We start from the raw sequence: 21,682 nt of genomic DNA on the forward strand, positions 1-21,682 counted from the left end.
AGGCGGCTTTGGTTACTTTGGCCAAGACCAAAGTAACCCGCCGTAAGGGCGGAAAGGTGACTAAATGTCGCCATCGCCGCTGAATGCGCATACATCTATCAAAACCCACACACTAGGCCCCGAACCCGAACCCGAACCCGAACCCGAACCCGAACCCGAACCCGAACCCGAACCCGAACCCGAACCCGAACCCAAACCCAAACCCAAACCTTGCCACCCCCACCCCAACCCGCTATCGTCCCACCACCCCAAAATTCATCCGATGACTGGACGTACCCAGGTGACCCTCCTGATCAAACGCTCCCTGGTCGAGCAAGCCGTCGACCAGCTCCGCGACCGCATCGCCCAAGGCACCTGGTCGATAGGCCAGCGCCTGCCCACCGAACCCGAGCTGGCCAGCGACCTCGGCATCAGCCGCAACACCGTGCGCGAAGCCATGCGCGTCCTGGCCTTCAGCGGCCTGGTCGAGATTCGCCAGGGCGACGGCAGCTACCTGCGCACCGCCCAGGACCCCCTGCAAGCCGTGCAGGCCATGGCCCATTGCACCGTCGAGCACGCCCGCGAAACCCGCCATATCCTCGAAGCCGAAGCCATCGGCCTGGCGGCACTGCGCCGAACCGAACAGGACCTGCACGAACTGCGCGAAGCCCTGCAGCACAGTGCGGCGCACTTCCAGGGTGACGTGGACGCCTACGTCGAATGCGACATCAAATTCCACCAGCGCCTGGTGGATGCCGCCCACAACCCGGCGCTCAGCGAACTCTACCGCTACTTCTCCGGCGTAGCGGCCGCCGCCCTGCAGCACAACATGACCACCGTCCCCCGTTGCCAGGCGGTGTTCGACCTGCATGAGCAGATTCTCGACGCCGTCGCACAACGCGACCCGGAACTGGCCAAGCGCCTGAGCCGAACCCTTATCGAATCCTGAACGGGAGACGGCCATGGCCGAACCTATGACCCGCGACACGACTTCCCGCGAAGCGGAACTCGACGAACTGCTGATCGACGCCGAGGCTGACGACGAGCACGTGCAGCAACAGCCGGTGCTGCTGCGCCGGCCCTGGCTGCTGTTGCTGGGCCTGGTGCTGGTGGCACTGAACCTGCGCCCGGCCCTGTCGAGCATGGCACCGGCACTGGGCCAGGTCTCGCAAAGTCTGGGCCTCAACGCCTCGCAGGCAGGCTTGCTGACCACCTTGCCGGTGCTCTGCCTGGGGCTGTTCGCACCGCTGGCGCCGATCCTGGCACGGCGCTTTGGCAGCGAGCGGGTGATCCTCGGGATCCTCCTCACCCTGGCCCTGGGCATCCTGGTGCGCAGCGCCCTGGGCGTAACGGGAGTGTTCCTCGGCAGCCTGATGGCGGGGGCGAGCATCGGCATCATCGGAGTGCTGCTGCCGGGTATCGTCAAGCGCGACTTCCCACAACATGCCGGCACCCTGACCGGGGTCTACACCATGGCCTTGTGCCTGGGGGCGGCGCTGGCCGCCGGCGCAACCGTGCCGCTGAGCCAGCACTTCGATGACAGCTGGGCGCTGGGCCTGGGTTTCTGGATGCTGCCGGCGCTGCTGGCGATGCTGGTATGGCTGCCCCAGGCACGCCAGGGCCATGGCCTGCACAAGGTGGCCTATCGGGTGCGTGGGCTGTGGCGTGATCCACTGGCCTGGCAGGTGACGCTGTACATGGGCTTGCAGTCGTCGCTGGCCTATATCGTCTTCGGCTGGCTGCCCTCGATCCTGGTGGGCCGGGGCTTGAGCCCGACCGAGGCAGGCCTGGTGCTGTCGGGTTCGGTGCTGGTGCAACTGATCAGCTCACTGAGCGCGCCGTGGCTGGCGACCCGTGGCAAGGACCAGCGGCTGGCCATCGTGGTGGTGATGCTGGTGACCCTGGCTGGCCTGTTCGGCTGCCTCTACGCGCCCATTGACGGGCTGTGGGGGTGGGCGGTGCTGCTGGGGCTGGGGCAGGGCGGCACCTTTGCCCTGGCCTTGACCCTGATCGTGTTGCGCTCGAAGGATGCGCACGTGGCTGCCAACCTGTCGAGCATGGCCCAAGGCGTGGGGTATACCCTGGCGTCCACCGGGCCCTTTGCCGTCGGCCTGGTGCATGACCTGACCGGGGGCTGGGATGCGTTGGGCTGGATCTTCGCAGTGCTGGGGATAGGGGCTATCGCGTTCGGGCTGGGCGCCGGGCGGGCCCTGCATGTGCAGGTCAGCAGCGAGCGGGTGTAGACCACGCTGCCCGCGATCATCATTCACGGCGCGAATGGGCATGGTGCTGCTGGTAGCCAGGCAGTATCGTGCGGGTTCCGTATCTTCGCAGGACCACCCCATGAGCGATGCCAACAGCGCCCTGATCACCCGTTTCTACCAGGCCTTCCAGCGCCTGGATGCCGAGGCCATGGTGGCCTGCTACAGCGACGACATCGCCTTCAGCGATCCGGTGTTCGGCACCCTGCGCGGCCAGGATGCCGGCGATATGTGGCGGATGCTCACCCGCCGCGCCAAGGACTTCACCCTGACCTTCGACAACGTTCGCAGCGATGAGCGTGGCGGCGAGGCCCACTGGGTGGCGACCTACCTGTTCAGCCAGACCGGGCGGGTGGTGGTCAACGATATCCAGGCGCGCTTCGTGATCCGCGACGGGCTGATCTGCCAGCACGACGACAGCTTTGACCTGTGGCGCTGGTCGCGCCAGGCGTTGGGCATGCCGGGGGTGTTGCTGGGCTGGTCGCCGATGCTGCAGAACAAGGTTCGCCAGCAGGCCTTCAAAGGGCTGCGGGCGTTCCAGCAGGCGCGCTGAGCGGGTAAGCTGGCGGCCATCTTCAGCTGTATCGAACCGAGCCGTGAGCGAGACACCTTCCACCATCGAGTGCAAACCCTGGTACGTCTACCTGGTGCGGGCGGCCAATGGTTCGCTGTACTGCGGCATCAGCGATGACCCGCAGCGGCGTTTCATCAAGCACCAGAAGGGGCAGGGCGCACGCTACTTCAAGACCAGCCCGGCGCAGGCGCTGGTGTACGTGGAGCAGTGGCCGGACAAAGGCGAAGCGCTGCGCCAGGAACGCCTGGTGAAGAAGCTGCGCAAGAAGGCCAAGGAGGCGCTTGTTGCCTCCTGGTGCGAAACCTCAACGCACTGATCTGTTGTGGGAGCGGGTTTACCCGCGAACACCGGCAGGGGCCGGCGCCATCCACCGTGTTGCCTGCTTCGCGGGTAAACCCGCTCCCACCTGTATTGCACGACAACTGTAGGAGCGGCCTTGCCGGGGCGCCGGACCGGTCGGAAAGGGTCGCGAAGCGGCCCCAGTTTTCAGCTACGCAACAAAAATCGCCGGGGCTGCTGTGCAGCCCTTTCGTGACACAAGGCCGCTCCTGCAAAGACAGTTGCTCCCACAGCCAGGCCGGTCGCTTCAGTCCTTGCGGCGCTTGAGCTGATCGACCAACTGCGTCGGCAGCCCCTTGATCACCAGCGTCCCCGCTTCCTCGTCATACTCGATCTTCGAGCCCAGCAGGTGCGACTCGAAACTGATCGACAGCCCTTCGGCCCGCCCGGTGAAACGGCGGAACTGATTGAGCGTGCGCTTATCGGCGGGGATTTCCGGCGACAGGCCGTAGTCACTGTTGCGGATGTGATCGAAGAAGGCCTGTGGGCGGTCCTCGTCGATCAGGCTGGACAGCTCTTCGAGGCCCATCGGCTCGCCCATCTTGGTCTGCGAGGTGGCGTAGTCGACCAGGGTCTGGGTCTTTTCCCGGGCGGACTCCTCCGGCAGGTCTTCCTTTTCGACGAAGTCGCTGAAGGCCTTGAGCAGGGTGCGGGTTTCGCCCGGGCCGTCCACGCCTTCCTGGCAGCCGATGAAGTCACGGAAGTAATCCGAGACTTTCTTGCCGTTCTTGCCCTTGATGAACGAGATGTACTGCTTGGAGTTCTGGTTGTTCTTCCACTCGGACAGGTTGACCCGCGCCGCCAGGTGCAGTTGGCCAAGGTCGAGGTGGCGCGATGGCGTCACGTCGAGTTCGGCGTTCACCGCCACGCCTTCGCTGTGGTGCAGCAGGGCAATCGCCAGGTACTCGGTCATGCCCTGCTGATAGTGGGCGAACAAGACGTGGCCGCCGGTGGACAGGTTGGATTCTTCCATCAGCTTCTGCAGGTGCTCGACGGCGACGCGGCTGAAGCCGGTGAAGTCCTTTTCCTGTTCCAGGTACTGCTTGAGCCAGCCGCTGAACGGGTAGGCGCCGGATTCGCCATGGAACAGGCCCCAGGCTTTGCCTTGCTTGGCGTTGTAGCTGTCGTTGAGGTCGGCCAGCAGGTTTTCGATGGCATCGGAGGCCGCCAGTTCGCTGTCGCGGGCATGCAGTACAGCGGGGCTGCCATCGGGCTTCTTGTCGATCAGGTGAACGATGCAATGACGGATTGGCATGGAATTCTCTGTGATGTAAGCGGGGGCGAGGCCGCGCTGCAAAGTCGCTCAGTTTACCTCAGGGTGGGGGCGATGCAGTGGCCAGATGTTGGCAGAAATGGCGGTTGTTCGTTTTTTGTTCATTTTTGTGCGTTTTTTCCTTAAACCCCCGAAAATCCTGCACAAAATCAGTGTCGACAGCGGATATTTATCGATTCCTGTGGTAGCTTTGCGCGGTCTTGCGCCCCTTGAGTGGCGCATTGCTGGCAGCGCGCCGGCGGGGTGTCGAACCAAACGCCGATTTGCGCATCTACATACGCGATCGACGCGGCCTCTGGATTGTCCCGGGCTGGCCCGACCACCGACCAAGCACGCTGCACAACCTCTGATTTGATAGGGAAGGAACACCACCATGGCACTGACCAAAGACCAACTGATTGCCGATATCGCTGAAGCCATCGACGCGCCAAAAACCACCGCGCGCAACGCCCTGGAGCAACTGGGCCAGATCGTCGCCGACCAACTGGAAAACGGCGCCGAAATCACCCTGCCAGGCATCGGCAAGCTGAAAGTCTCCGAGCGTCCTGCCCGTACCGGCCGCAACCCTTCGACTGGCGCTGCCATCGAAATCGCTGCCAAGAAAGTCGTCAAGTTCGTTCCGGCCAAGTCGCTGAACGACGCCATCAACAAGTAATTGTTGCTGCGTTGACGAGACCGCGCCCGGCTTGCCCGGGCGCGGTTTTTTTGTGCCTGTGGTTTCGCCCTGTGGGAGCCGGCTTGCCGGCGATCACCGGCAATGCCGGTGCCATCCATCGCGTCGCCTGGATCGCCGGCAAGCCGGCTCCCACAGGAGGATCAGCGCCTGGCCAGCCAGCCCTTGCGCGCTTCGTCGTCGTGGAAGCTCCAGGCGACCATGCGGCTCTGCTTCTGCCCCTGGCCCATCTCGACGATCTGCAAGGCCTTCACGCCGGCCTTCTTCAGCGCCGCCTCAATGCCCGGCAGGTTGCTGGCCTTGGACACCAGGCTGGTGAACCACAGCACTTGCGCTGCGTACTGCACGCTTTCACCGATCAGTTGGCTGACGAAACGGATCTCGCCGCCTTCGCACCACAGTTCGTTGTTCTGCCCGCCAAAGTTCAGCACCGGCAGCTTGCGCTTGGGGTCCTGCTTGCCGAGGTTCTTCCATTTACGCTGGCTGCCGCGGGTGGCTTCTTCGCGCGAGGCATGGAAGGGCGGGTTGCACAGGGTCAGGTCGAAGCGTTCGCCCTCCTGCAACAAGCCGCTGAGGATATGCCTGCGCTCGGTTTGCAGGCGCAGGCCGATCGCCTTGTCCAGCTGGTTGGCCTGGACGATGGCCTTGGCCGAGGCCAGGGCGATCGGGTCGATGTCGGAGCCGGTGAAGCGCCAGCGGTAGTCGCTGTGGCCGAGCAGCGGGTAGATGCAGTTGGCACCCACGCCGATGTCCAGCACGCGCACCTGGGCGCCGCGTGGCACCTCGCCGGCGTTGTCCGCGGCCAACAGGTCGGCGGCCACATGGATGTAGTCGGCGCGGCCCGGAATCGGCGGGCACAGGTAATCGGCCGGGATGTCCCAGTGCTGGATGCCGTACTGGGCCTTGAGCAGCGCACGGTTGAACACCCGCACGGCTTCGGGGTTGGCGAAGTCGATGCTGGGTTTGCCGTAGGGGTTGGTGATGGTGAAGCGGGCGAGGTCCGGGTGGGCCTTGATCAGTGCCGGAAAGTCGTAGCGGCCCTGGTGGCGGTTGCGGGGGTGCAGGGTGGGTTTGTCGGTCATGGTTTCGGTCCTGTAAAGCATCGCGGGGCAAGCCCGCTCCCACGAGTCCGGTGTGGATCCCGTGGGAGCGGGCTTGCCCCGCGATAGCTTCACTGAGATTTAAAGCGCAGCGATCCGCGCATGCTGCTCGGTGAAGTTGGCCAGGGCCTGCTCCGACTCGGCCAGCTTGGCGCGCTCTTTCTCGATCACGGCAGGCGGGGCCTTGTCGACGAAGGCGGCGTTGGACAGCTTGCCGCCCACGCGCTGGACTTCGCCCTGCAGGCGCTGGATTTCCTTGTTCAGGCGTGCCAGCTCGGCGTCCTTGTCGATCAGGCCGGCCATCGGTACCAGCACTTGCAGGTCACCCACCAGCGCGGTGGCCGACAGCGGTGCTTCGTCCTGTTCGCCCAGCACGGTGAACGACTCGACCTTGGCCAGTTTCTTCAGCAGGGCTTCGTTCTCCTGCAGGCGGCGCTGGTCGTCGGCGTTGGCGTTCTTCAGGAACAGCGGCAGCGGCTTGCCCGGGCCGATGTTCATCTCGGCGCGGATGTTGCGCAGGCCGACCATCAGCTCCTTGAGCCATTCGATGTCGCCTTCGGCGGCGGCGTCGATGCGGCTCTCGTTCGCTTCAGGCCATGGCTGCAGCATGATGGTCTTGCCGTCGATGCCAGCCAGCGGCGCGATGCGCTGCCAGATTTCTTCGGTGATGAACGGCATGAACGGGTGGGCCAGGCGCAGCGCCACTTCCAGCACGCGCACCAGGGTGCGACGGGTGCCGCGGGCGCGCTCGACCGGGGCGTTCTCGTCCCACAGCACCGGCTTGGACAGCTCCAGGTACCAGTCGCAGTACTGGTTCCAGATGAACTCGTACAGCGCCTGGCTGGCCAGGTCGAAGCGGAACTGCTCGAGCTGGCGGGTCACTTCGGCTTCGGTGCGCTGCAGCTGCGAGATGATCCAGCGGTCGGCCAGCGACAGCTCGTAGGCCTCGCCGTTCTGGCCGCAGTCCTCGCCCTTGTCCAGCACGTAGCGGGCGGCGTTCCAGATCTTGTTGCAGAAGTTGCGGTAGCCCTCGACACGGCCCATGTCGAACTTGATGTCACGGCCGGTGGAGGCCAGCGAGCAGAAGGTGAAGCGCAGGGCGTCGGTGCCGTAGCTGGCGATACCTTCGGGGAACTCGGCCTTGGTCTGCTTGGCGATCTTCTCGGCAAGCTTGGGCTGCATCATGCCGCTGGTGCGTTTTTCCAGCAGGGCGTCGAGGGTGATGCCGTCGACGATGTCCAGTGGGTCAAGCACGTTGCCCTTGGACTTGGACATCTTCTGGCCCTGGCCATCACGCACCAGGCCGTGCACGTACACGGTCTTGAACGGTACCTGCGGGGTGCCGTCTTCGTTCTTGATCAGGTGCATGGTCAGCATGATCATCCGGGCGACCCAGAAGAAAATGATGTCGAAGCCGGTGACCAGCACGTCGGTGGAGTGGAACTTCTTGAGGAACTCGGTCTGTTCCGGCCAGCCCAGGGTGGAGAAGGTCCACAGGCCCGAGCTGAACCAGGTGTCGAGCACGTCGTCGTCCTGGCGCAGTTGCACATCGCTGCCCAGGTTGTGCTTGGCGCGCACTTCGGCCTCGTCGCGGCCGACATAGACCTGGCCGGCCTCGTCGTACCAGGCCGGGATGCGGTGGCCCCACCACAGCTGGCGGCTGATGCACCAGTCCTGGATGTCACGCATCCAGGAGAAGTACATGTTCTCGTACTGTTTCGGCACGAACTGGATACGGCCGTCTTCCACTGCAGCGATGGCCGGTTCGGCCAGCGGCTTGGTGGATACGTACCACTGGTCGGTCAGCCACGGCTCGATGACGGTGCCGGAACGGTCGCCCTTCGGCACTTTCAGGGCGTGATCGTCGATGCTGACCAGCAGGCCCTGGGCGTCGAGGTCGGCAACGATCTGTTTGCGCGCGACAAAGCGGTCGAGGGTGGCGTACTGCGCGGGCAGGCTGGTATCGATCTGCTCGTTGACGCTGCCGTCGAGGTTGAACGCCTGGGCACTGGCCAGCACCATCGCGTTCTTGTCGAAGATGTTCAGCAGCGGCAGGTTGTGGCGCTTGCCGACTTCGTAGTCGTTGAAGTCGTGGGCCGGGGTGATCTTCACGCAGCCGGTGCCGAACTCGGGGTCGCAGTAGTCGTCGGCGATGATCGGGATCAGGCGGCCGACCAGCGGCAGTTTGACGAACTTGCCGATCAGCGCCTGGTAGCGCTCGTCGTTCGGGTTGACGGCCACGGCGGCGTCACCCAGCAGGGTTTCCGGACGGGTAGTGGCGACCACCAGGTAGTCCTTGCCTTCGGCGGTCTTGGCGCCGTCGGCCAGCGGGTAGCGCAGGTTCCACAGGTGGCCTTTCTCGTCGTGGTTTTCCACTTCGAGGTCGGAGATCGCCGTGTGCAGCTTGGTGTCCCAGTTGACCAGGCGCTTGCCGCGGTAGATCAAGCCGTCTTCATGCAGGCGCACGAAGGCTTCCTTGACCGCGTCCGACAGGCCGTCGTCCATGGTGAAGCGCTCGCGGCTCCAGTCCACCGAAGAGCCCAGGCGGCGGATCTGGCGGCTGATGTTGCCACCGGACTGATCCTTCCACTCCCAGACCTTCTCCAGGAACTTGTCGCGGCCCAGGTCGTGGCGGTTCTGGCCTTTGGCTTCCAGCTGGCGCTCGACGAGCATCTGGGTGGCGATACCGGCGTGGTCGGTGCCTGGCTGCCACAGGGTGTCGCGGCCCTGCATGCGGCGGAAGCGGATCAGGGCATCCATGATCGCGTTGTTGAAGCCATGACCCATGTGCAGGCTGCCGGTGACGTTCGGCGGCGGGATCATGATGGTGTAGGACTCGCCTGCACCTTGTGGGGCGAAATAGTTCTCGGACTCCCAGGTGTTGTACCAGGAAGTTTCGATGGCGTGCGGCTGGTAGGTCTTGTCCATGCGCGGCGGGACCCTATGGCATTTGTTCAGGAAAGCCGGGAAGTATACAACGGCGAGGCGGCAGGGGACACGGTGTAGTGATATTGCACCGAGTCACCGAGTGAGGCTTTTCGCGGGTAAACCCGCTCCCACAGGTACAGTGCTGCTCTCAAGAACAGCGCTGTACCTGTGGGAGCGGGTTTACCCGCGAAGAAGGCGCTGAAAGGGCCAGCTTATTCGGAGCGCTTGAGCAGGCGTTCCAGCCGCGCATCCAGGCGGCGCTTGATCTCGGTCTCGATATGCGGGGTGTAGTCGTTGATCACGTCCTGCATGATCTGCGCGGCGGCGGCCCGCAGCTCGGCGTCCAGGTGCAGCAGGGTGTCCTGGCGGCGGGTCTGGGCATCCTCTTCGTCGGCCGCAGCGGCTGCCGCCTGGGCGACCGGCGGAGCGCCGGCGGGCTCATCGAGCAACAGTGGAATCTGCTCGACCGTCTCGGTCAGCAGCGGCGGTTGCAGGTTGGCGTCACCCAGCAGCTCGCGAATCGATTCGAGGTCGTCGAGCAGGTGGGCGGAATGGGTGAGGGAGTTCAGCTGCTTGTCCATCGTCGTCAGAGTCGCTGTAAGCGGTGGTCTTGCAGAGCATAGCCCTGTTCGCGGTAGAAACGGAATCGTTCTCGGGCGGCCTGGCGGATCGCCGGTGCTTCGACGACGATTTCGGCGACGCGCTCGAACTGCTTGACGAACCCGGGCACATCGCCGCCCAGGTTGATCAGCAGGTCACGGTGCTCGCCGGCATCGCTGCCGACGCCCAGCGCCACGCGGGCGTCCGGGTGCAGTTCGGCGTGGTCGTGGGGCACGAATGCCTCGCCCTTGAACTGCCACAGGCGCAGGTCCAGTTCGGTGCGTTGCGCCTCGTCCTGGCAGTGCAGGTAGACCCGGTGGCCGAGGCGCCAGGCCTTGTCACACAGCTTGCAGGCAAAATCCAGGCGCGCCGACAGCGAGTCGGTGGGCAGGATATAGAAGTCGACTTTGCTCATGGTTCGTATCGCCGGTCAGTGGCGCCAGCAGGCGCCATTGACCGTGCGCCATCAGGCGCCGGCGCGGTCGAGCAGGTACTGGGTCAGCAGTGGCACCGGGCGGCCCGAGGCGCCCTTGTCCTTGCCGCCGCTGATCCAGGCGGTGCCGGCGATGTCCAGGTGCGCCCAGTGGTAGGCCTTGGCGAAGCGCGACAGGAAGCAACCGGCGGTGATGGTGCCGGCCTTGGGGCCGCCGATGTTGGCGATGTCGGCGAACGGGCTGTCCAGCTGCTCCTGGTACTCGTCGAACAGCGGCAGCTGCCAGGCGCGGTCGTCGGCGCGCTTGCCGGCGTCCAGCAACTGGCCGATCAGCTCGTCGTTGTTGCCCATCAGGCCCGAGGTGTGGCTGCCCAGGGCGACGATGCAGGCGCCGGTCAGGGTGGCCAGGTCGATCACCGCCTGGGGCTTGAAGCGCTCGGCGTAGGTGAGGGTGTCGCACAGCACCAGGCGGCCTTCGGCGTCGGTGTTGAGGATCTCGACGGTCTGGCCGCTCATGGTGGTCACGATGTCGCCCGGGCGGGTGGCGCCGCCGCTCGGCATGTTCTCGGCGCACGCCAGCAGGCACACCAGGTTGATCGGCAACTGCAGTTCGAGCACGGCCTTGAGCGTGCCGAACACGCTGGCGGCGCCGCACATGTCGTACTTCATCTCGTCCATGCCGGCACCTGGCTTGAGGCTGATGCCGCCGGTGTCGAAGGTGATGCCCTTGCCGACCAGTACGTAAGGTTTGTCGGCTTTCTTGCCGCCCTGGTAGTTCATCACGATCAGGCGCGGTGGTTGATCGCTGCCCTGGCCCACGGCGTAGAACGCGCCCATGCCCAGGTCCTTGATCTTCTTCTCGTCCAGCACTTCGACCTTGAGGCCTTTGTGCGCCTTGCCCAGCTCCTTGGCCTGTTCGGCGAGGAAGCTTGGGTGGCAGATGTTCGGCGGCAGGTTGCCCAGGTCGCGGGTGAAGGTCATGCCGCTGGCGATGGCGGTGGCGTGCTTGACGGCGCGCTCCACTTCACCCTGGCCGGCCTTGTCGGCCAGCAGGGTGACTTTCTTCAGTGCGCGCGGCTCGGCCTTCTGGCTCTTGAAGCGGTCGAACACGTAGGTGCCATCGAGCAGGGTTTCGGCCAGCAGGCGGTATTTGCCGTAGTGGCCGTCACGGGCGGTCACGGCGATATCGTCCAGGGCCAGCACCGCATCGGTACCGCCGAGGCCTTTGAGCACGCCGGCGACACTGGCGACCAGCTTGCGCCAGGCGCGGTCACCCAGCGCCTCGTCCTTGCCGCTGCCCACCAGCAGCACGCGCTCGGCCTTGAGGCCGGGCAGGCTGTGCAGCAGCAGGGTCTGGCCCGGCTTGCCGGCCAGGTCGCCGCGCTTGAGCAGCGCGCTGATGGCGCCGTCGGTGGCCTGGTCGACGGCCTTGGCGATGTTGCCGAGCTTGCGCCCTTCACCCACCGGCACCACCAGGGTGGCGGTCTTGACGGATGCGGCGGCTACGCTTTTTACAACCAGTTCCATGTCTGGATCCCCGAATGGTCTGTGAGTGGGCGCTGTCTTTCGCAGGCGCTCGGAATACGGGGCTGGCGGCCTTTGCCGGCCAGCGGAAAAGCTGCCAGTTTGAGCCTGGCGCAACCTTCATGACAACCCCGATGTGCTCTGTCATGCGCGGCCAAGTGACAGGCGCCGTCAATCACAGGATAATGCGCGCACTTTACATGGAGGTTCGCCTTGGCGAACCGGCATTGGTCCTGGCTGTTGCGAATCGTTCGTATGGCTGTCCGCCCCTGACAACCCAGGAGTGTCTGGTTTGATCGTCTTTCGTTATCTGTCCCGCGAGGTCCTGCTGACCTTGAGCGCCGTCAGCGCCGTGCTGTTGGTGATCATCATGAGCGGGCGCTTCATCAAGTACCTGGCCCAGGCCGCCCAGGGCGTGCTCGACCCGAGCGTGCTGTTCCTGATCATGGGCTACCGCCTGCCGGGCTTCCTGCAACTGATCCTGCCCCTGGGCCTGTTCCTCGGCATCCTGCTCGCCTATGGCCGGCTCTATCTCGAAAGCGAGATGACCGTGCTCTCGGCCACGGGCATGAGCCAGCAACGCCTGCTGGCGATGACCATGGCACCGGCGGCGCTGGTCGCCCTGCTGGTAGCCTGGCTGAGCCTGAGCCTGGCGCCGCTTGGCGTGGCCCAGGTGCAGAAGATCATTGCCCAGCAGGACGCGCTGACCGAGTTCGACACCCTGGTGCCGGGCCGTTTCCAGACCTTGCGTGACGGCTCCCGGGTGACCTACACCGAGCAGCTGTCCGACGACCGTATCAACCTGGCCGGGGTGTTCATCTCCGAGAAGCGCTTCAACCAGGACAAGACCAAGGACCGCGCGCCTTCGGTGCTGGTTGCCGAGAAGGGCCACCAGGAAGTGCAGGCCGACGGCAACCGCTACCTGGTGCTGGAGAACGGCTACCGCTATGACGGCAACCCCGGCCAGGCCGACTACCGTGCGATCAAGTACGACACCTACGGTGTGCTGCTGCCCAAGCCGGAAGTCGCCGAGGACGTGACCGAGCGTGAAGCGATCCCGACCTCCCAGTTGTTCGGCCAGGACGGTACGCGCGAGCGCGCCGAACTGCAGTGGCGTCTGTCGCTGCCGCTGCTGGTGTTTGTCGTGACCCTGCTGGCGGTACCGCTGTCCCGCGTCAACCCACGCCAGGGCCGCTTCCTCAAGCTGCTGCCGGCGATTCTTCTGTACATGGCCTATCTGACGATGCTGATTTCCGTGCGTGGCGCCCTGGAGAAGGGCAAGTTGCCCATTTCGCTGGGTATCTGGTGGGTCCATGGCCTGTTCCTGCTCATCGGCCTGGGGCTGATGTACTGGGAGCCGCTGCGCCTCAAGCGTGCAGCACGCCGTGCGGAGGTGGCCCGTGGTTAAACTGGACCGCTACATCGGCCAGAGCGTGCTGCTGGCCATTCTTGCCGTGCTGGGCATCATCCTCGGGCTGGCGTCGCTGTTCGCCTTCATCGATGAAATGAGCGACCTGAGCGACACCTACACCGTGCTGGACGCCAGCAGCTACGTGCTGCTGACCGCGCCGCGCCGGCTCTACGACATGTTGCCGATGGCGGCGCTGATCGGCTGCCTGATCGGCCTGGGCAGCCTGGCCAGCAGCAGCGAGCTGACCATCATGCGTGCCGCCGGTGTATCCATCGGCCGCATCGTCTGGGCGGTGATGAAGCCCATGCTGGTGCTGATGCTGGTGGGCGTGCTGATCGGCGAATACGTCGCCCCCGCTACCGAGAACAAGGCCCAGGCCGATCGCTCGCTGGCCCAGGGTGGCGGCGAGGCGCAAAGCTCCAAGCGCGGCATGTGGCATCGCCAGGGCGAGGAGTTCGTGCACATCAACTCGGTGCAGCCCAACGGCCTGCTGCTGGGTGTCACCCGTTACCGCTTCGACGACCAGCGCAAGATCCTCACCTCGAGCTTTGCGCGCAAGGCCCAGTACAGCGACAACCGCTGGATGCTGAGCGATGTGAGCACCACCTATTTCCGTGGCGATCACACCGAAGTGGTGAAGAACGCCCAGGAGCCGTGGGATGTTTCGGTTACCCCCGAGCTGCTCAACACCGTGGTGCTGGCGCCGGAGTCGCTGTCGATCACCGGCCTGTGGGACTACATCCACTACCTCTCCGACCAGGGCCTGAACAATGCCCGCTACTGGCTGGCCTTCTGGACCAAGGTGCTGCAACCGGCGGTGACGGCAGCGCTGGTGCTGATGGCGATCTCCTTCATCTTCGGCCCGCTGCGTTCGGTCACCCTCGGCCAGCGCGTGTTCACCGGTGTGCTGGTGGGCTTCGTGTTCCGCATCGCCGGCGACCTGCTTGGCCCGTCGAGCCAGGTGTTCGGCTTCCCGCCGCTGCTGGCGGTACTGATCCCGGCCGGGGTCTGTGCGCTGGCGGGTGTGTGGATGTTGCGTCGAGCCGGTTGATGGCGTGACAGCAATGAAAAAGCCGACCCTTGGGTCGGCTTTTTCATTGCTGCTCTGTGTGGGGCGTGGGAGCGGCGGTTCGCCGCTGCGACTTGCCCCGCGATGGGCTTCGCAACGCCATCGCGGGGCAAGCCCGCTCCCACGAAGCGCCGCTCCCACGCTGTGACTTTTACAGTCACTTTTTACGCTTTGGCAGTCGCACCAGCTGCGTGTCGGAGTAGATGTCGTGCCAGCTGCGCTTGCGCTTGTCGAACAGTGACCAGATAAAGCCCAGCCCCAGGCACAGCCATGAAGCGATCGACACCACAAAACGCAACAGCGCCTGCCACAGGCTGATGGCGCTGCCATCGGCGTTCTGTACGCGCAGGCCCCATACCTGCATGCCGAGGGTCTGGCCGCCGTGGGTCCAGAACTTGGCGAAGAAGCCGAACAGGGCGAACAGCAGGATGGTCGACAGCAGTGGGTCGCCATCCAGCGCGCCGGCCTCGGTCAGTTCGCGCATGCGTGTTTCGCCGATGATCGCCATCTGGATCATCTTGTAGGCGCCGGCGGTCACGATCAGCAGGGCGGTGCACAGCAGGAAGTCATAGAACATCGCGGCCAGTCGGCGGCCCAGGCCGACGGGGGGGAAGTCACCCTGGGGGTTGAGCAAAGGCTTGGACATGCACGACGGCTCCAGATGGCAAAGGCCCATTCTAGGGAATTGCGGGCACAAAAAAGCCCCTGTGCGTCAACACAGGGGCTTTTTTTAAGCAGAAGATCAGCCTTCTGCCTGAACCTCGTCAGCCTGCATGCCTTTCTGGCCTTGCACGGCAACGAAGGTGACTTTCTGGCCTTCCTTCAGGCTCTTGAAGCCGTTGCCCTGGATGGCGCGGAAGTGTACGAACAGATCCGGACCGCTTTCAGGGGTGATGAAACCGAAACCTTTTTCGTCATTGAACCACTTGACGGTACCGCTCTGACGTTCAGCCATTGTCTTATTTCCTATGAAACTTAAATTTTGATGACAGTTTCTTTCACACGTTATGTACGTGAAAGAGTACTGGGCTGGGTTGCAGGAAAGTAAGAGACGTCGAACGGGTTGTAGCAAATTGCGGCTACTGGCCCAGGTCACGAACTGTTGCGACCCATGCAAACACAGTGCAGTGACTCTACGCCAACTCTCGAGCGAAACACAAGCCCTGTGCCAGGCTGAAAATCAGGCTTTTCCGAAGCTTCGAGCGATTTGCCCGAAGCGGCGTGGCGCCTGGCCTGGCGCTATGTTCAGAAGTTATTGGGCAGGTTCGAAAACGAATATGCCGAACCTGCCCGAACCCTTCAATCAACCGCGGTAGTAACGCTGTGCCACGAAAGGCATTTTGCTGACTTTAAGGGCAACTTGCTTGCCACGCACGACCGCGAACAGTGCCGTGTCCAGTGCTGCATGTTCGGTATCGACATAGCCCATCGCCACCGGTGCGCCGAGCGTCGGGCCAAACCCACCGCTGCACACCTGGCCGACAATCTTGCCGCTGCCGTCGACAATTTCGGCGCCCTCGCGTACCGGGGTGCGTTCCTGCGGCAGCAGGCCTACGCGCTTGCGGGCAACGCCTTGTTGCTGCTGGGCGAACACGGCTGCGGCGCCGGGGAAACCACCGGCGCGTGCACCGTCGGCACGGCGCACCTTGGAGATCGCCCACAGCAGGCTGGCCTCGATCGGCGTGGTGGCGGTATTCATGTCGTGGCCGTACAGGCACAGGCCGGCTTCCAGGCGCAGCGAGTCGCGCGCACCGAGGCCGATCGGCTGTACTTCTGGCTCGGCCAGCAGGCGACGGGCCAAGGCTTCGGCGGCGGCCGCCGGTACCGAGATCTCGTAGCCGTCTTCACCGGTGTAGCCCGAGCGGCTGACGAAGCAGTCACTGCCCAGCAGGGTGACCGGGCGGAACTGCATGAAGGTCATGCCGGCCACTTCCGGCGCCAGGCGCTCCAGCACCTTGACCGCCGCCGGGCCTTGCAGGGCCAGCAGCGCGCGCTCCTCGAACAACGGCTGGATCTGGCACTGCGCGCCGATGTGCTGGCGCAGGAGGGCCAGGTCCTGGTCCTTGCAGGCGGCGTTGACCACCAGGAACAGGGTGTCGTCACCGAGGTTGGCGACCATCAGGTCGTCAAGAATGCCGCCTTGTTCGTTGGTGAACATGGCATAGCGCTGCATGCCCACCGGCAGGTCGATGATGTCCACCGGCACCAGGGTTTCCAGCGCGCGGGCCGCATCGCTGCCGCGCAGTACGATCTGGCCCATGTGCGAGACGTCGAACAGGCCGGCCTGCTCGCGGGTGTGCAGGTGCTCCTTGAGCACCCCCAGCGGGTACTGCACCGGCATGTCATAGCCGGCGAACGGCACCATGCGTGCGCCCAGTTCGAGATGCAGGGCGTGCAGTGGGGTCTTGAGCAGTGTTTCGGACATCGGTGACTCCTTGGTTTTTGTTCGGGTCAACATTCGATGATGTTGACGGCCAGACCGCCGCGGGCGGTCTCCTTGTATTTGCTTTTCATGTCGGCGCCGGTCTGGCGCATGGTGCGGATGACCTTGTCGAGCGAGACGTAATGTTGCCCGTCGCCGCGCAGGGCCATGCGCACCGCATTGATCGCCTTCACCGAGCCCATGGCGTTGCGCTCGATGCAGGGCACCTGGACCAGCCCGCCGATCGGGTCGCAGGTCAGGCCCAGGTTGTGTTCCATGCCGATCTCGGCAGCGTTCTCCACCTGCTGCGGGGTACCCCCCATCACCTCGCACAAGGCCCCGGCGGCCATCGAGCAGGCCACGCCGACCTCGCCCTGGCAGCCCACCTCGGCGCCGGAAATCGACGCGTTCTCCTTGTACAGAATGCCGATCGCCGCTGCGGTGAGCAGAAAGCGCACCACCCCATCCTCGTTGGCGCCGGGGACGAAGCGCATGTAGTAGTGCAGCACCGCGGGCACGATGCCGGCCGCGCCATTGGTCGGCGCCGTGACCACGCGCCCGCCGTAGGCGTTTTCCTCGTTCACCGCCAGGGCGTACAGGTTGACCCAGTCGAGCACCGACAAGGCATCGCGCAGGCTGGCTTCCGGGTGCTGGCTGAGCTGGCGGTACAGCGCCGGCGCGCGGCGCTTGACCTTCAGCCCACCCGGCAGGATGCCCTCGTGGCGGCAACCGGCCTCGACGCAGTCCTGCATCACCTGCCAGATGCGCAACAGCCCGGCGCGGGTCTCGGCCTCGGGGCGCCATGCCGCTTCGTTGGCCAGCATCACCTGGCTGAACGAAAACTGTTGCGCGGCGCAATGCCCGAGCAGCTGCTTGCCGGTCTTGAACGGGTAGGGCAGCACGGTGCTGTCCTCGACGATGCGGTCATGGCCGGCGGCCTCTTCATCGACCACGAAACCGCCACCCACCGAGTAGTACTCGCGGCTGCGGATCTGCAACCCGGCCGCGTCGAAGGCGCGGAAGATCATGCCGTTGGGGTGGTAGGCCAGCGGCTTGCGGATCATCGCCAAGTGCTGTTTTTCGACGAACTCGATCTCATGCTCGCCAAGCAGGCGCAGGTGGCCGCTGTCACGGATCGCCTTCAGGCGGGCGGGGATGCTTTCGGTATCGACGGTGTCCGGGTGTTCGCCTTCAAGCCCGAGCAGCACGGCCTTGTCGCTGCCGTGGCCCTTGCCGGTGGCGCCGAGCGAGCCGTACAGCTCGGCCTTGACGCTGACCGTACCGGCCAGCAGGCCGTCACGGCGCAGGCCTTCGGCAAAGCGCGCGGCGGCGCGCATCGGCCCGACCGTGTGCGAGCTGGAGGGGCCGATGCCGATCTTGAACAGGTCGAAGACGCTCAGGGACATGCTGACCTCCCGGCTCTACAGGTTGACGGTGAACCTGTGGGGGCGGCGGTGCGCCGATGCGATTTACCCGCGAATACGTCGGTGAAACCACTATCGCATTCGCGGGTGAACCCGCTCCCACAGGGCGCGCTGTCGGCCCGAGGGCTATCAGACGTCCTGATAGTTCTCGATCGACGGGCAGGCGCAGACCAGGTTGCGGTCGCCGAACACGTTGTCGACGCGGCCGACCGGTGGCCAGTACTTGCTTTCCACCAGGCTCGGCAGCGGGTAGACCGCCTGCTCGCGGCTGTAGCCGTGGGTCCACTCGCCGGCCAGCTCCGCCGCGGTGTGCGGGGCGTTCTTCAGCGGGTTGTCGTCCTTGTCCAGGCTGCCGTTCTCCACGGCGCGGATCTCTTCGCGGATCTGGATCATGGCGTTGCAGAAGCGGTCCAGTTCCTCTTTCGATTCGCTCTCGGTCGGCTCGATCATCAGCGTGCCCGCCACCGGGAACGACATGGTCGGGGCGTGGAAGCCAAAGTCGATCAGGCGCTTGGCCACGTCGTCGACGCTGATGCCGCTGGTGTCCTTGAGCGGGCGCAGGTCGAGGATGCACTCATGCGCCACCAGGCCGTTGCCGCCGGTGTACAGCACAGGATAGTGCTCTTCCAGGCGACGGGCGATGTAGTTGGCGTTGAGGATCGCCATCTGCGAAGCGCGCTTGAGCCCGGCGCCACCCATCATGCGAATGTACATCCAGGTGATCGGCAGGATGCTCGCGCTGCCGAACGGCGCGGCGCATACCGCGCCAGCGGTGTTTTCAAGCGTAGCGTGGCCCGGCAGGAACGGCGCCAGGTGCGATTTGACGCCGATCGGGCCGACGCCCGGGCCGCCGCCGCCGTGGGGGATGCAGAAGGTCTTGTGCAGGTTCAGGTGCGACACGTCGCCGCCGAACTTGCCCGGGGCGCACAGGCCGACCATGGCGTTCATGTTGGCGCCGTCGATGTACACCTGGCCGCCGTTGTCGTGGATGATCGCGCAGATCTCGCCGATGGCCTCTTCGAACACGCCATGGGTCGACGGGTAGGTGATCATGATCGCGGCCAGGCGTTCGCGGTGCTCGAGGGCCTTGGCGCGCAGGTCGTCGATATCGACGTTGCCGCGGGCGTCACAGGCGGTCACCACCACACGCATGCCGGCCATGTGGGCAGTGGCCGGGTTGGTGCCGTGGGCCGAGGACGGGATCAGGCAGATATCGCGATGGCTGTCGCCACGGCTGCGGTGGTAAGCGCGGATCGCCAGCAGGCCTGCGTATTCGCCTTGCGAGCCGGCGTTGGGCTGCAGCGATACGGCGTCGTAGCCGGTGGCCGCGCAGAGCATGGCTTCGAGCTCGCGGATCATCTGCAGGTAGCCCTGGCTTTGCGCGGCCGGGGCGAACGGGTGCAGGTTGCCGAACTCGGCCCAGGTCACCGGGATCATCTCGCTGGCGGCGTTGAGCTTCATGGTGCACGAGCCCAGCGGGATCATGGTGCGGTCCAGCGCCAGGTCCTTGTCGGCCAGGCGACGCAGGTAACGCATCAGCTCGGTTTCGCTGTGGTAGCGGTTGAACACCGGGTGCTCGAGGATCGCGGACTGGCGCAGCAGGCCGGTCGGCAGGCGCCCGACGATGGTCGGGGCCAGGGTGGCAAAGTCCGGGGCGGCCTGGCCGTCGGCGAACAGTTGCCACAGGGCTTCGACATCGGCTTGGCTGGTGGTTTCGTCCAGCGACAGGCCCAGGTGCGCGGCATCGATCTGGCGCAGGTTGATGCCCTGGGCGCGGGCCTTGTCATGCAGGCCGGCGGTGTTGCTGCCGGTAGCCAGGGTGAGGGTGTCGAAGAATTCGCTGGTGAGCACTTTCACACCCAGTTTCACCAGGCCGGTGGCCAGGATCGCGGTCAGCGCGTGGGTGCGTTCGGCGATGCGCTTGAGGCCGGCCGGGCCGTGGTACACGGCGTACATGCTGGCAATGTTGGCCAGCAGTACCTGGGCGGTGCAGATGTTGCTGGTGGCTTTCTCGCGGCGGATGTGCTGCTCGCGGGTCTGCATGGCCAGGCGCAGGGCGCTCTTGCCGAAGCGGTCGATCGACACGCCGACCAGGCGGCCAGGCATGTCGCGTTTGAACGCGTCGCGGGTGGCGAAGTAGGCCGCGTGCGGGCCGCCGAAGCCCAGCGGCACGCCGAAGCGCTGGGCGCTGCCGATGGCCACGTCGGCCTCGAATTCACCGGGCGGGGTCAGCAGGGTCAGGGCCAGCAGGTCGGCGGCCACGGCCACCAGGGCGCCGGCGGCGTGGAACCGCTGCACCACGGCGCGGTAGTCGAACACGTCACCGTTGCTGGCCGGGTACTGCAGCAGGGCGCCGAAGTAGGCGCTGGCGTCGCTCAGTTCACGCTCGTCGCCCACCACCACCTCGATACCCAGCGGTTCGGCGCGGGTGCGCAGCACGTCGAGGGTTTGCGGGTGGCAGTGCCTTGAGGCGAAGAAGGCATGGCTGGCCTTGTTCTTCGACAGGCGCTTGCAGAAGGTCATGGCTTCGGCGGCGGCGGTGGCTTCGTCGAGCAGGGAGGCGTTGGCGATCGGCAGGCCGGTCAGGTCGCTGATCAGGGTCTGGAAGTTCAGCAGCGCTTCCAGGCGGCCCTGGGAAATTTCTGGCTGGTAGGGGGTGTAGGCGGTGTACCAGGCCGGGTTTTCCAGGAGGTTGCGCAGGATCGGCGCCGGGGTGTGGGTGTTGTAGTAGCCCTGGCCGATGTAGTTCTTGAACAACTGGTTCTTGGCGGCGATGGCTTTCAGGGCGGCGAGGGCATCGGCCTCGCTCTGGCCGTCTTCGCTGCCCAGCACGCTGGTGCCCTTGATGCTGTCGGGGATGACCGCGGCGCTCATGGCCTCCAGCGAGTCGAAACCGAGGGTGGCGAGCATGGCATGCTCGTCAGCGGCGCGTGGGCCGATGTGACGGGCGATGAATTCGTTGGCGGTGCCGAGGTTGATGGTCATGGCAAGTTCCTCAGGCGTCGTCGTTGGCTTTGAGCAGGCGGTCGTAGGCATCCTGGTCGAGCAGGGCGGCCACTTCGTTCATGTCGGCGGGGATGAAGCGGAAGAACCAGCCTTCGCCCAGCGGGTCTTCGTTGACCAGCTCGGGGCTGTCGTTCAGGCCGTCGTTGACCGCGACCACTTCACCGCTCAGGGGCATGTACACGCCGCTGGCGGCCTTGACCGATTCCACGGTGGAGGCTTCGGCGCCTTTGTCGTACTGCTGCAGTTCCGGCAGTTGCACGTAGACCACATCGCCAAGGGCGTTCTGGGCGTAGGCGGTGATGCCCACGGTGACGCTGCCGTCGGCTTCGACGCGCAGCCATTCGTGATCTTCGGTGAAACGCAACTCGCTCATGGGAATTCCTCGGGAAGCAGGGGCGTTGGGCGCGGTAGACCCGCGCTCTTAAGGTTGGAATTCCCTTAGCAATAATGCGGCCAGTCGCAAAAAATCCTTATAAATCAATTAATTAGCAGGAGAATGAAGTCAATTTGTCATTTTTGTGGAATGAAATCGATACAGGAAGGGGAGGATTCAAAAGCGCTGTGGGATCAAACCCTTGTGCGCACGCATTCAGATGGGTGTGTAGCGAATTCGGTACGGTGTAATGATTTTATTACGACCTGCTGCTGGGCTCGGCCTGTCGCGGG

General features: G+C 64.8%; 19 protein-coding genes. 7 read left to right on the plus strand and 12 right to left on the minus strand.

Features of this window, described 5'->3' with window-relative positions:
- Positions 1–262 precede the first annotated feature (262 nt).
- The 4 genes from DM373_RS08995 to DM373_RS09010 all read left to right on the plus strand — a co-directional run bounded on the left by DM373_RS08995 (position 263) and on the right by DM373_RS09010 (position 3,130).
- Complete coding sequence (locus tag DM373_RS08995; RefSeq protein ID WP_110993222.1) at positions 263–928, plus strand: FadR/GntR family transcriptional regulator; 666 nt, start codon at positions 263–265, stop codon at positions 926–928.
- A gap of 13 nt (positions 929–941) precedes the next feature.
- Positions 942–2,222, plus strand: a complete 1,281-nt coding sequence (locus DM373_RS09000) for a CynX/NimT family MFS transporter (protein WP_110993223.1) — start codon at positions 942–944, stop codon at positions 2,220–2,222.
- Between the two features lie 100 nt (positions 2,223–2,322).
- The gene (locus DM373_RS09005; RefSeq protein WP_110993224.1) at positions 2,323–2,793 is read left to right on the plus strand and encodes a nuclear transport factor 2 family protein; all 471 of its coding nucleotides are present in this window, start codon (positions 2,323–2,325) and stop codon (positions 2,791–2,793) included.
- 43 nt (positions 2,794–2,836) lie between these two features.
- Positions 2,837–3,130, plus strand: a complete 294-nt coding sequence (locus DM373_RS09010; protein ID WP_110993225.1) for a GIY-YIG nuclease family protein — start codon at positions 2,837–2,839, stop codon at positions 3,128–3,130.
- A gap of 270 nt (positions 3,131–3,400) precedes the next feature.
- Here DM373_RS09010 and yejK read toward each other — a convergent pair whose 3' ends face one another.
- Positions 3,401–4,408, minus strand: coding sequence for a nucleoid-associated protein YejK (gene yejK, locus DM373_RS09015; RefSeq protein ID WP_110993226.1), 1,008 nt, complete (start codon positions 4,406–4,408; stop codon positions 3,401–3,403).
- A gap of 391 nt (positions 4,409–4,799) precedes the next feature.
- Between yejK and DM373_RS09020 the strand changes: the two genes are divergently transcribed.
- Complete coding sequence (locus tag DM373_RS09020) at positions 4,800–5,081, plus strand: HU family DNA-binding protein (RefSeq protein WP_110993227.1); 282 nt, start codon at positions 4,800–4,802, stop codon at positions 5,079–5,081.
- Between the two features lie 161 nt (positions 5,082–5,242).
- On the opposite strand, the gene rlmF is transcribed toward DM373_RS09020, so the two are convergent.
- The 5 genes from rlmF to DM373_RS09045 form a co-directional block, all read right to left on the minus strand.
- Positions 5,243–6,181, minus strand: coding sequence for a 23S rRNA (adenine(1618)-N(6))-methyltransferase RlmF (gene rlmF, locus DM373_RS09025; protein ID WP_110993228.1), 939 nt, complete (start codon positions 6,179–6,181; stop codon positions 5,243–5,245).
- A 99-nt stretch (positions 6,182–6,280) separates the two neighbouring features.
- Positions 6,281–9,127, minus strand: coding sequence for a valine--tRNA ligase (locus tag DM373_RS09030; protein WP_110993229.1), 2,847 nt, complete (start codon positions 9,125–9,127; stop codon positions 6,281–6,283).
- A 212-nt stretch (positions 9,128–9,339) separates the two neighbouring features.
- Positions 9,340–9,708, minus strand: a complete 369-nt coding sequence (locus DM373_RS09035; protein WP_110993230.1) for a DNA polymerase III subunit chi — start codon at positions 9,706–9,708, stop codon at positions 9,340–9,342.
- 5 nt (positions 9,709–9,713) lie between these two features.
- Entirely contained in the window at positions 9,714–10,142 is a 429-nt protein-coding gene (locus DM373_RS09040; RefSeq protein WP_110993231.1) for a DNA polymerase III subunit chi, read from the minus strand.
- A 51-nt stretch (positions 10,143–10,193) separates the two neighbouring features.
- Positions 10,194–11,687, minus strand: a complete 1,494-nt coding sequence (locus DM373_RS09045) for a leucyl aminopeptidase (protein WP_110993232.1) — start codon at positions 11,685–11,687, stop codon at positions 10,194–10,196.
- 289 nt (positions 11,688–11,976) lie between these two features.
- On the opposite strand from DM373_RS09045, the gene lptF reads away from it, so the two are divergent.
- On the plus strand, positions 11,977–13,092 hold the full coding sequence (gene lptF / locus DM373_RS09055; protein ID WP_110993233.1) for an LPS export ABC transporter permease LptF: 1,116 nt from the start codon (positions 11,977–11,979) through the stop codon (positions 13,090–13,092).
- Positions 13,085–14,146, plus strand: a complete 1,062-nt coding sequence (lptG, locus tag DM373_RS09060) for an LPS export ABC transporter permease LptG (RefSeq protein ID WP_110993234.1) — start codon at positions 13,085–13,087, stop codon at positions 14,144–14,146. Before lptF ends, lptG begins: the two co-directional genes overlap by 8 nt.
- A gap of 175 nt (positions 14,147–14,321) precedes the next feature.
- Here the strand turns inward: lptG and DM373_RS09065 are convergent, their stop codons facing one another.
- The 6 genes from DM373_RS09065 to gcvH all read right to left on the minus strand — a co-directional run bounded on the left by DM373_RS09065 (position 14,322) and on the right by gcvH (position 21,389).
- The gene (locus DM373_RS09065; protein WP_110993235.1) at positions 14,322–14,810 is read right to left on the minus strand and encodes an RDD family protein; all 489 of its coding nucleotides are present in this window, start codon (positions 14,808–14,810) and stop codon (positions 14,322–14,324) included.
- Positions 14,811–14,906: 96 nt separating this feature from the next.
- Complete coding sequence (locus DM373_RS09070) at positions 14,907–15,119, minus strand: cold-shock protein (protein WP_003365337.1); 213 nt, start codon at positions 15,117–15,119, stop codon at positions 14,907–14,909.
- Positions 15,120–15,467: 348 nt separating this feature from the next.
- Positions 15,468–16,589: a glycine cleavage system aminomethyltransferase GcvT gene (gene gcvT, locus DM373_RS09075; RefSeq protein WP_110993236.1), complete on the minus strand. Its 1,122-nt coding sequence runs from the start codon at positions 16,587–16,589 to the stop codon at positions 15,468–15,470.
- A gap of 26 nt (positions 16,590–16,615) precedes the next feature.
- Positions 16,616–17,992: an L-serine ammonia-lyase gene (locus tag DM373_RS09080; protein WP_110993237.1), complete on the minus strand. Its 1,377-nt coding sequence runs from the start codon at positions 17,990–17,992 to the stop codon at positions 16,616–16,618.
- A 147-nt stretch (positions 17,993–18,139) separates the two neighbouring features.
- Positions 18,140–20,995 carry an aminomethyl-transferring glycine dehydrogenase gene (gene gcvP / locus DM373_RS09085; protein WP_110993238.1) on the minus strand — a complete coding sequence of 952 codons (2,856 nt, stop codon included), beginning with the start codon at positions 20,993–20,995 and terminating at the stop codon, positions 18,140–18,142.
- 10 nt (positions 20,996–21,005) lie between these two features.
- A complete protein-coding gene (gene gcvH, locus DM373_RS09090; RefSeq protein WP_110993239.1) occupies positions 21,006–21,389 on the minus strand; it encodes a glycine cleavage system protein GcvH in 384 nt (127 codons plus the stop codon).
- Positions 21,390–21,682: the final 293 nt, after the last annotated feature.

The sequence above is a fragment of the Pseudomonas sichuanensis genome, from assembly GCF_003231305.1.
Taxonomy (GTDB): domain Bacteria; phylum Pseudomonadota; class Gammaproteobacteria; order Pseudomonadales; family Pseudomonadaceae; genus Aquipseudomonas; species Aquipseudomonas sichuanensis.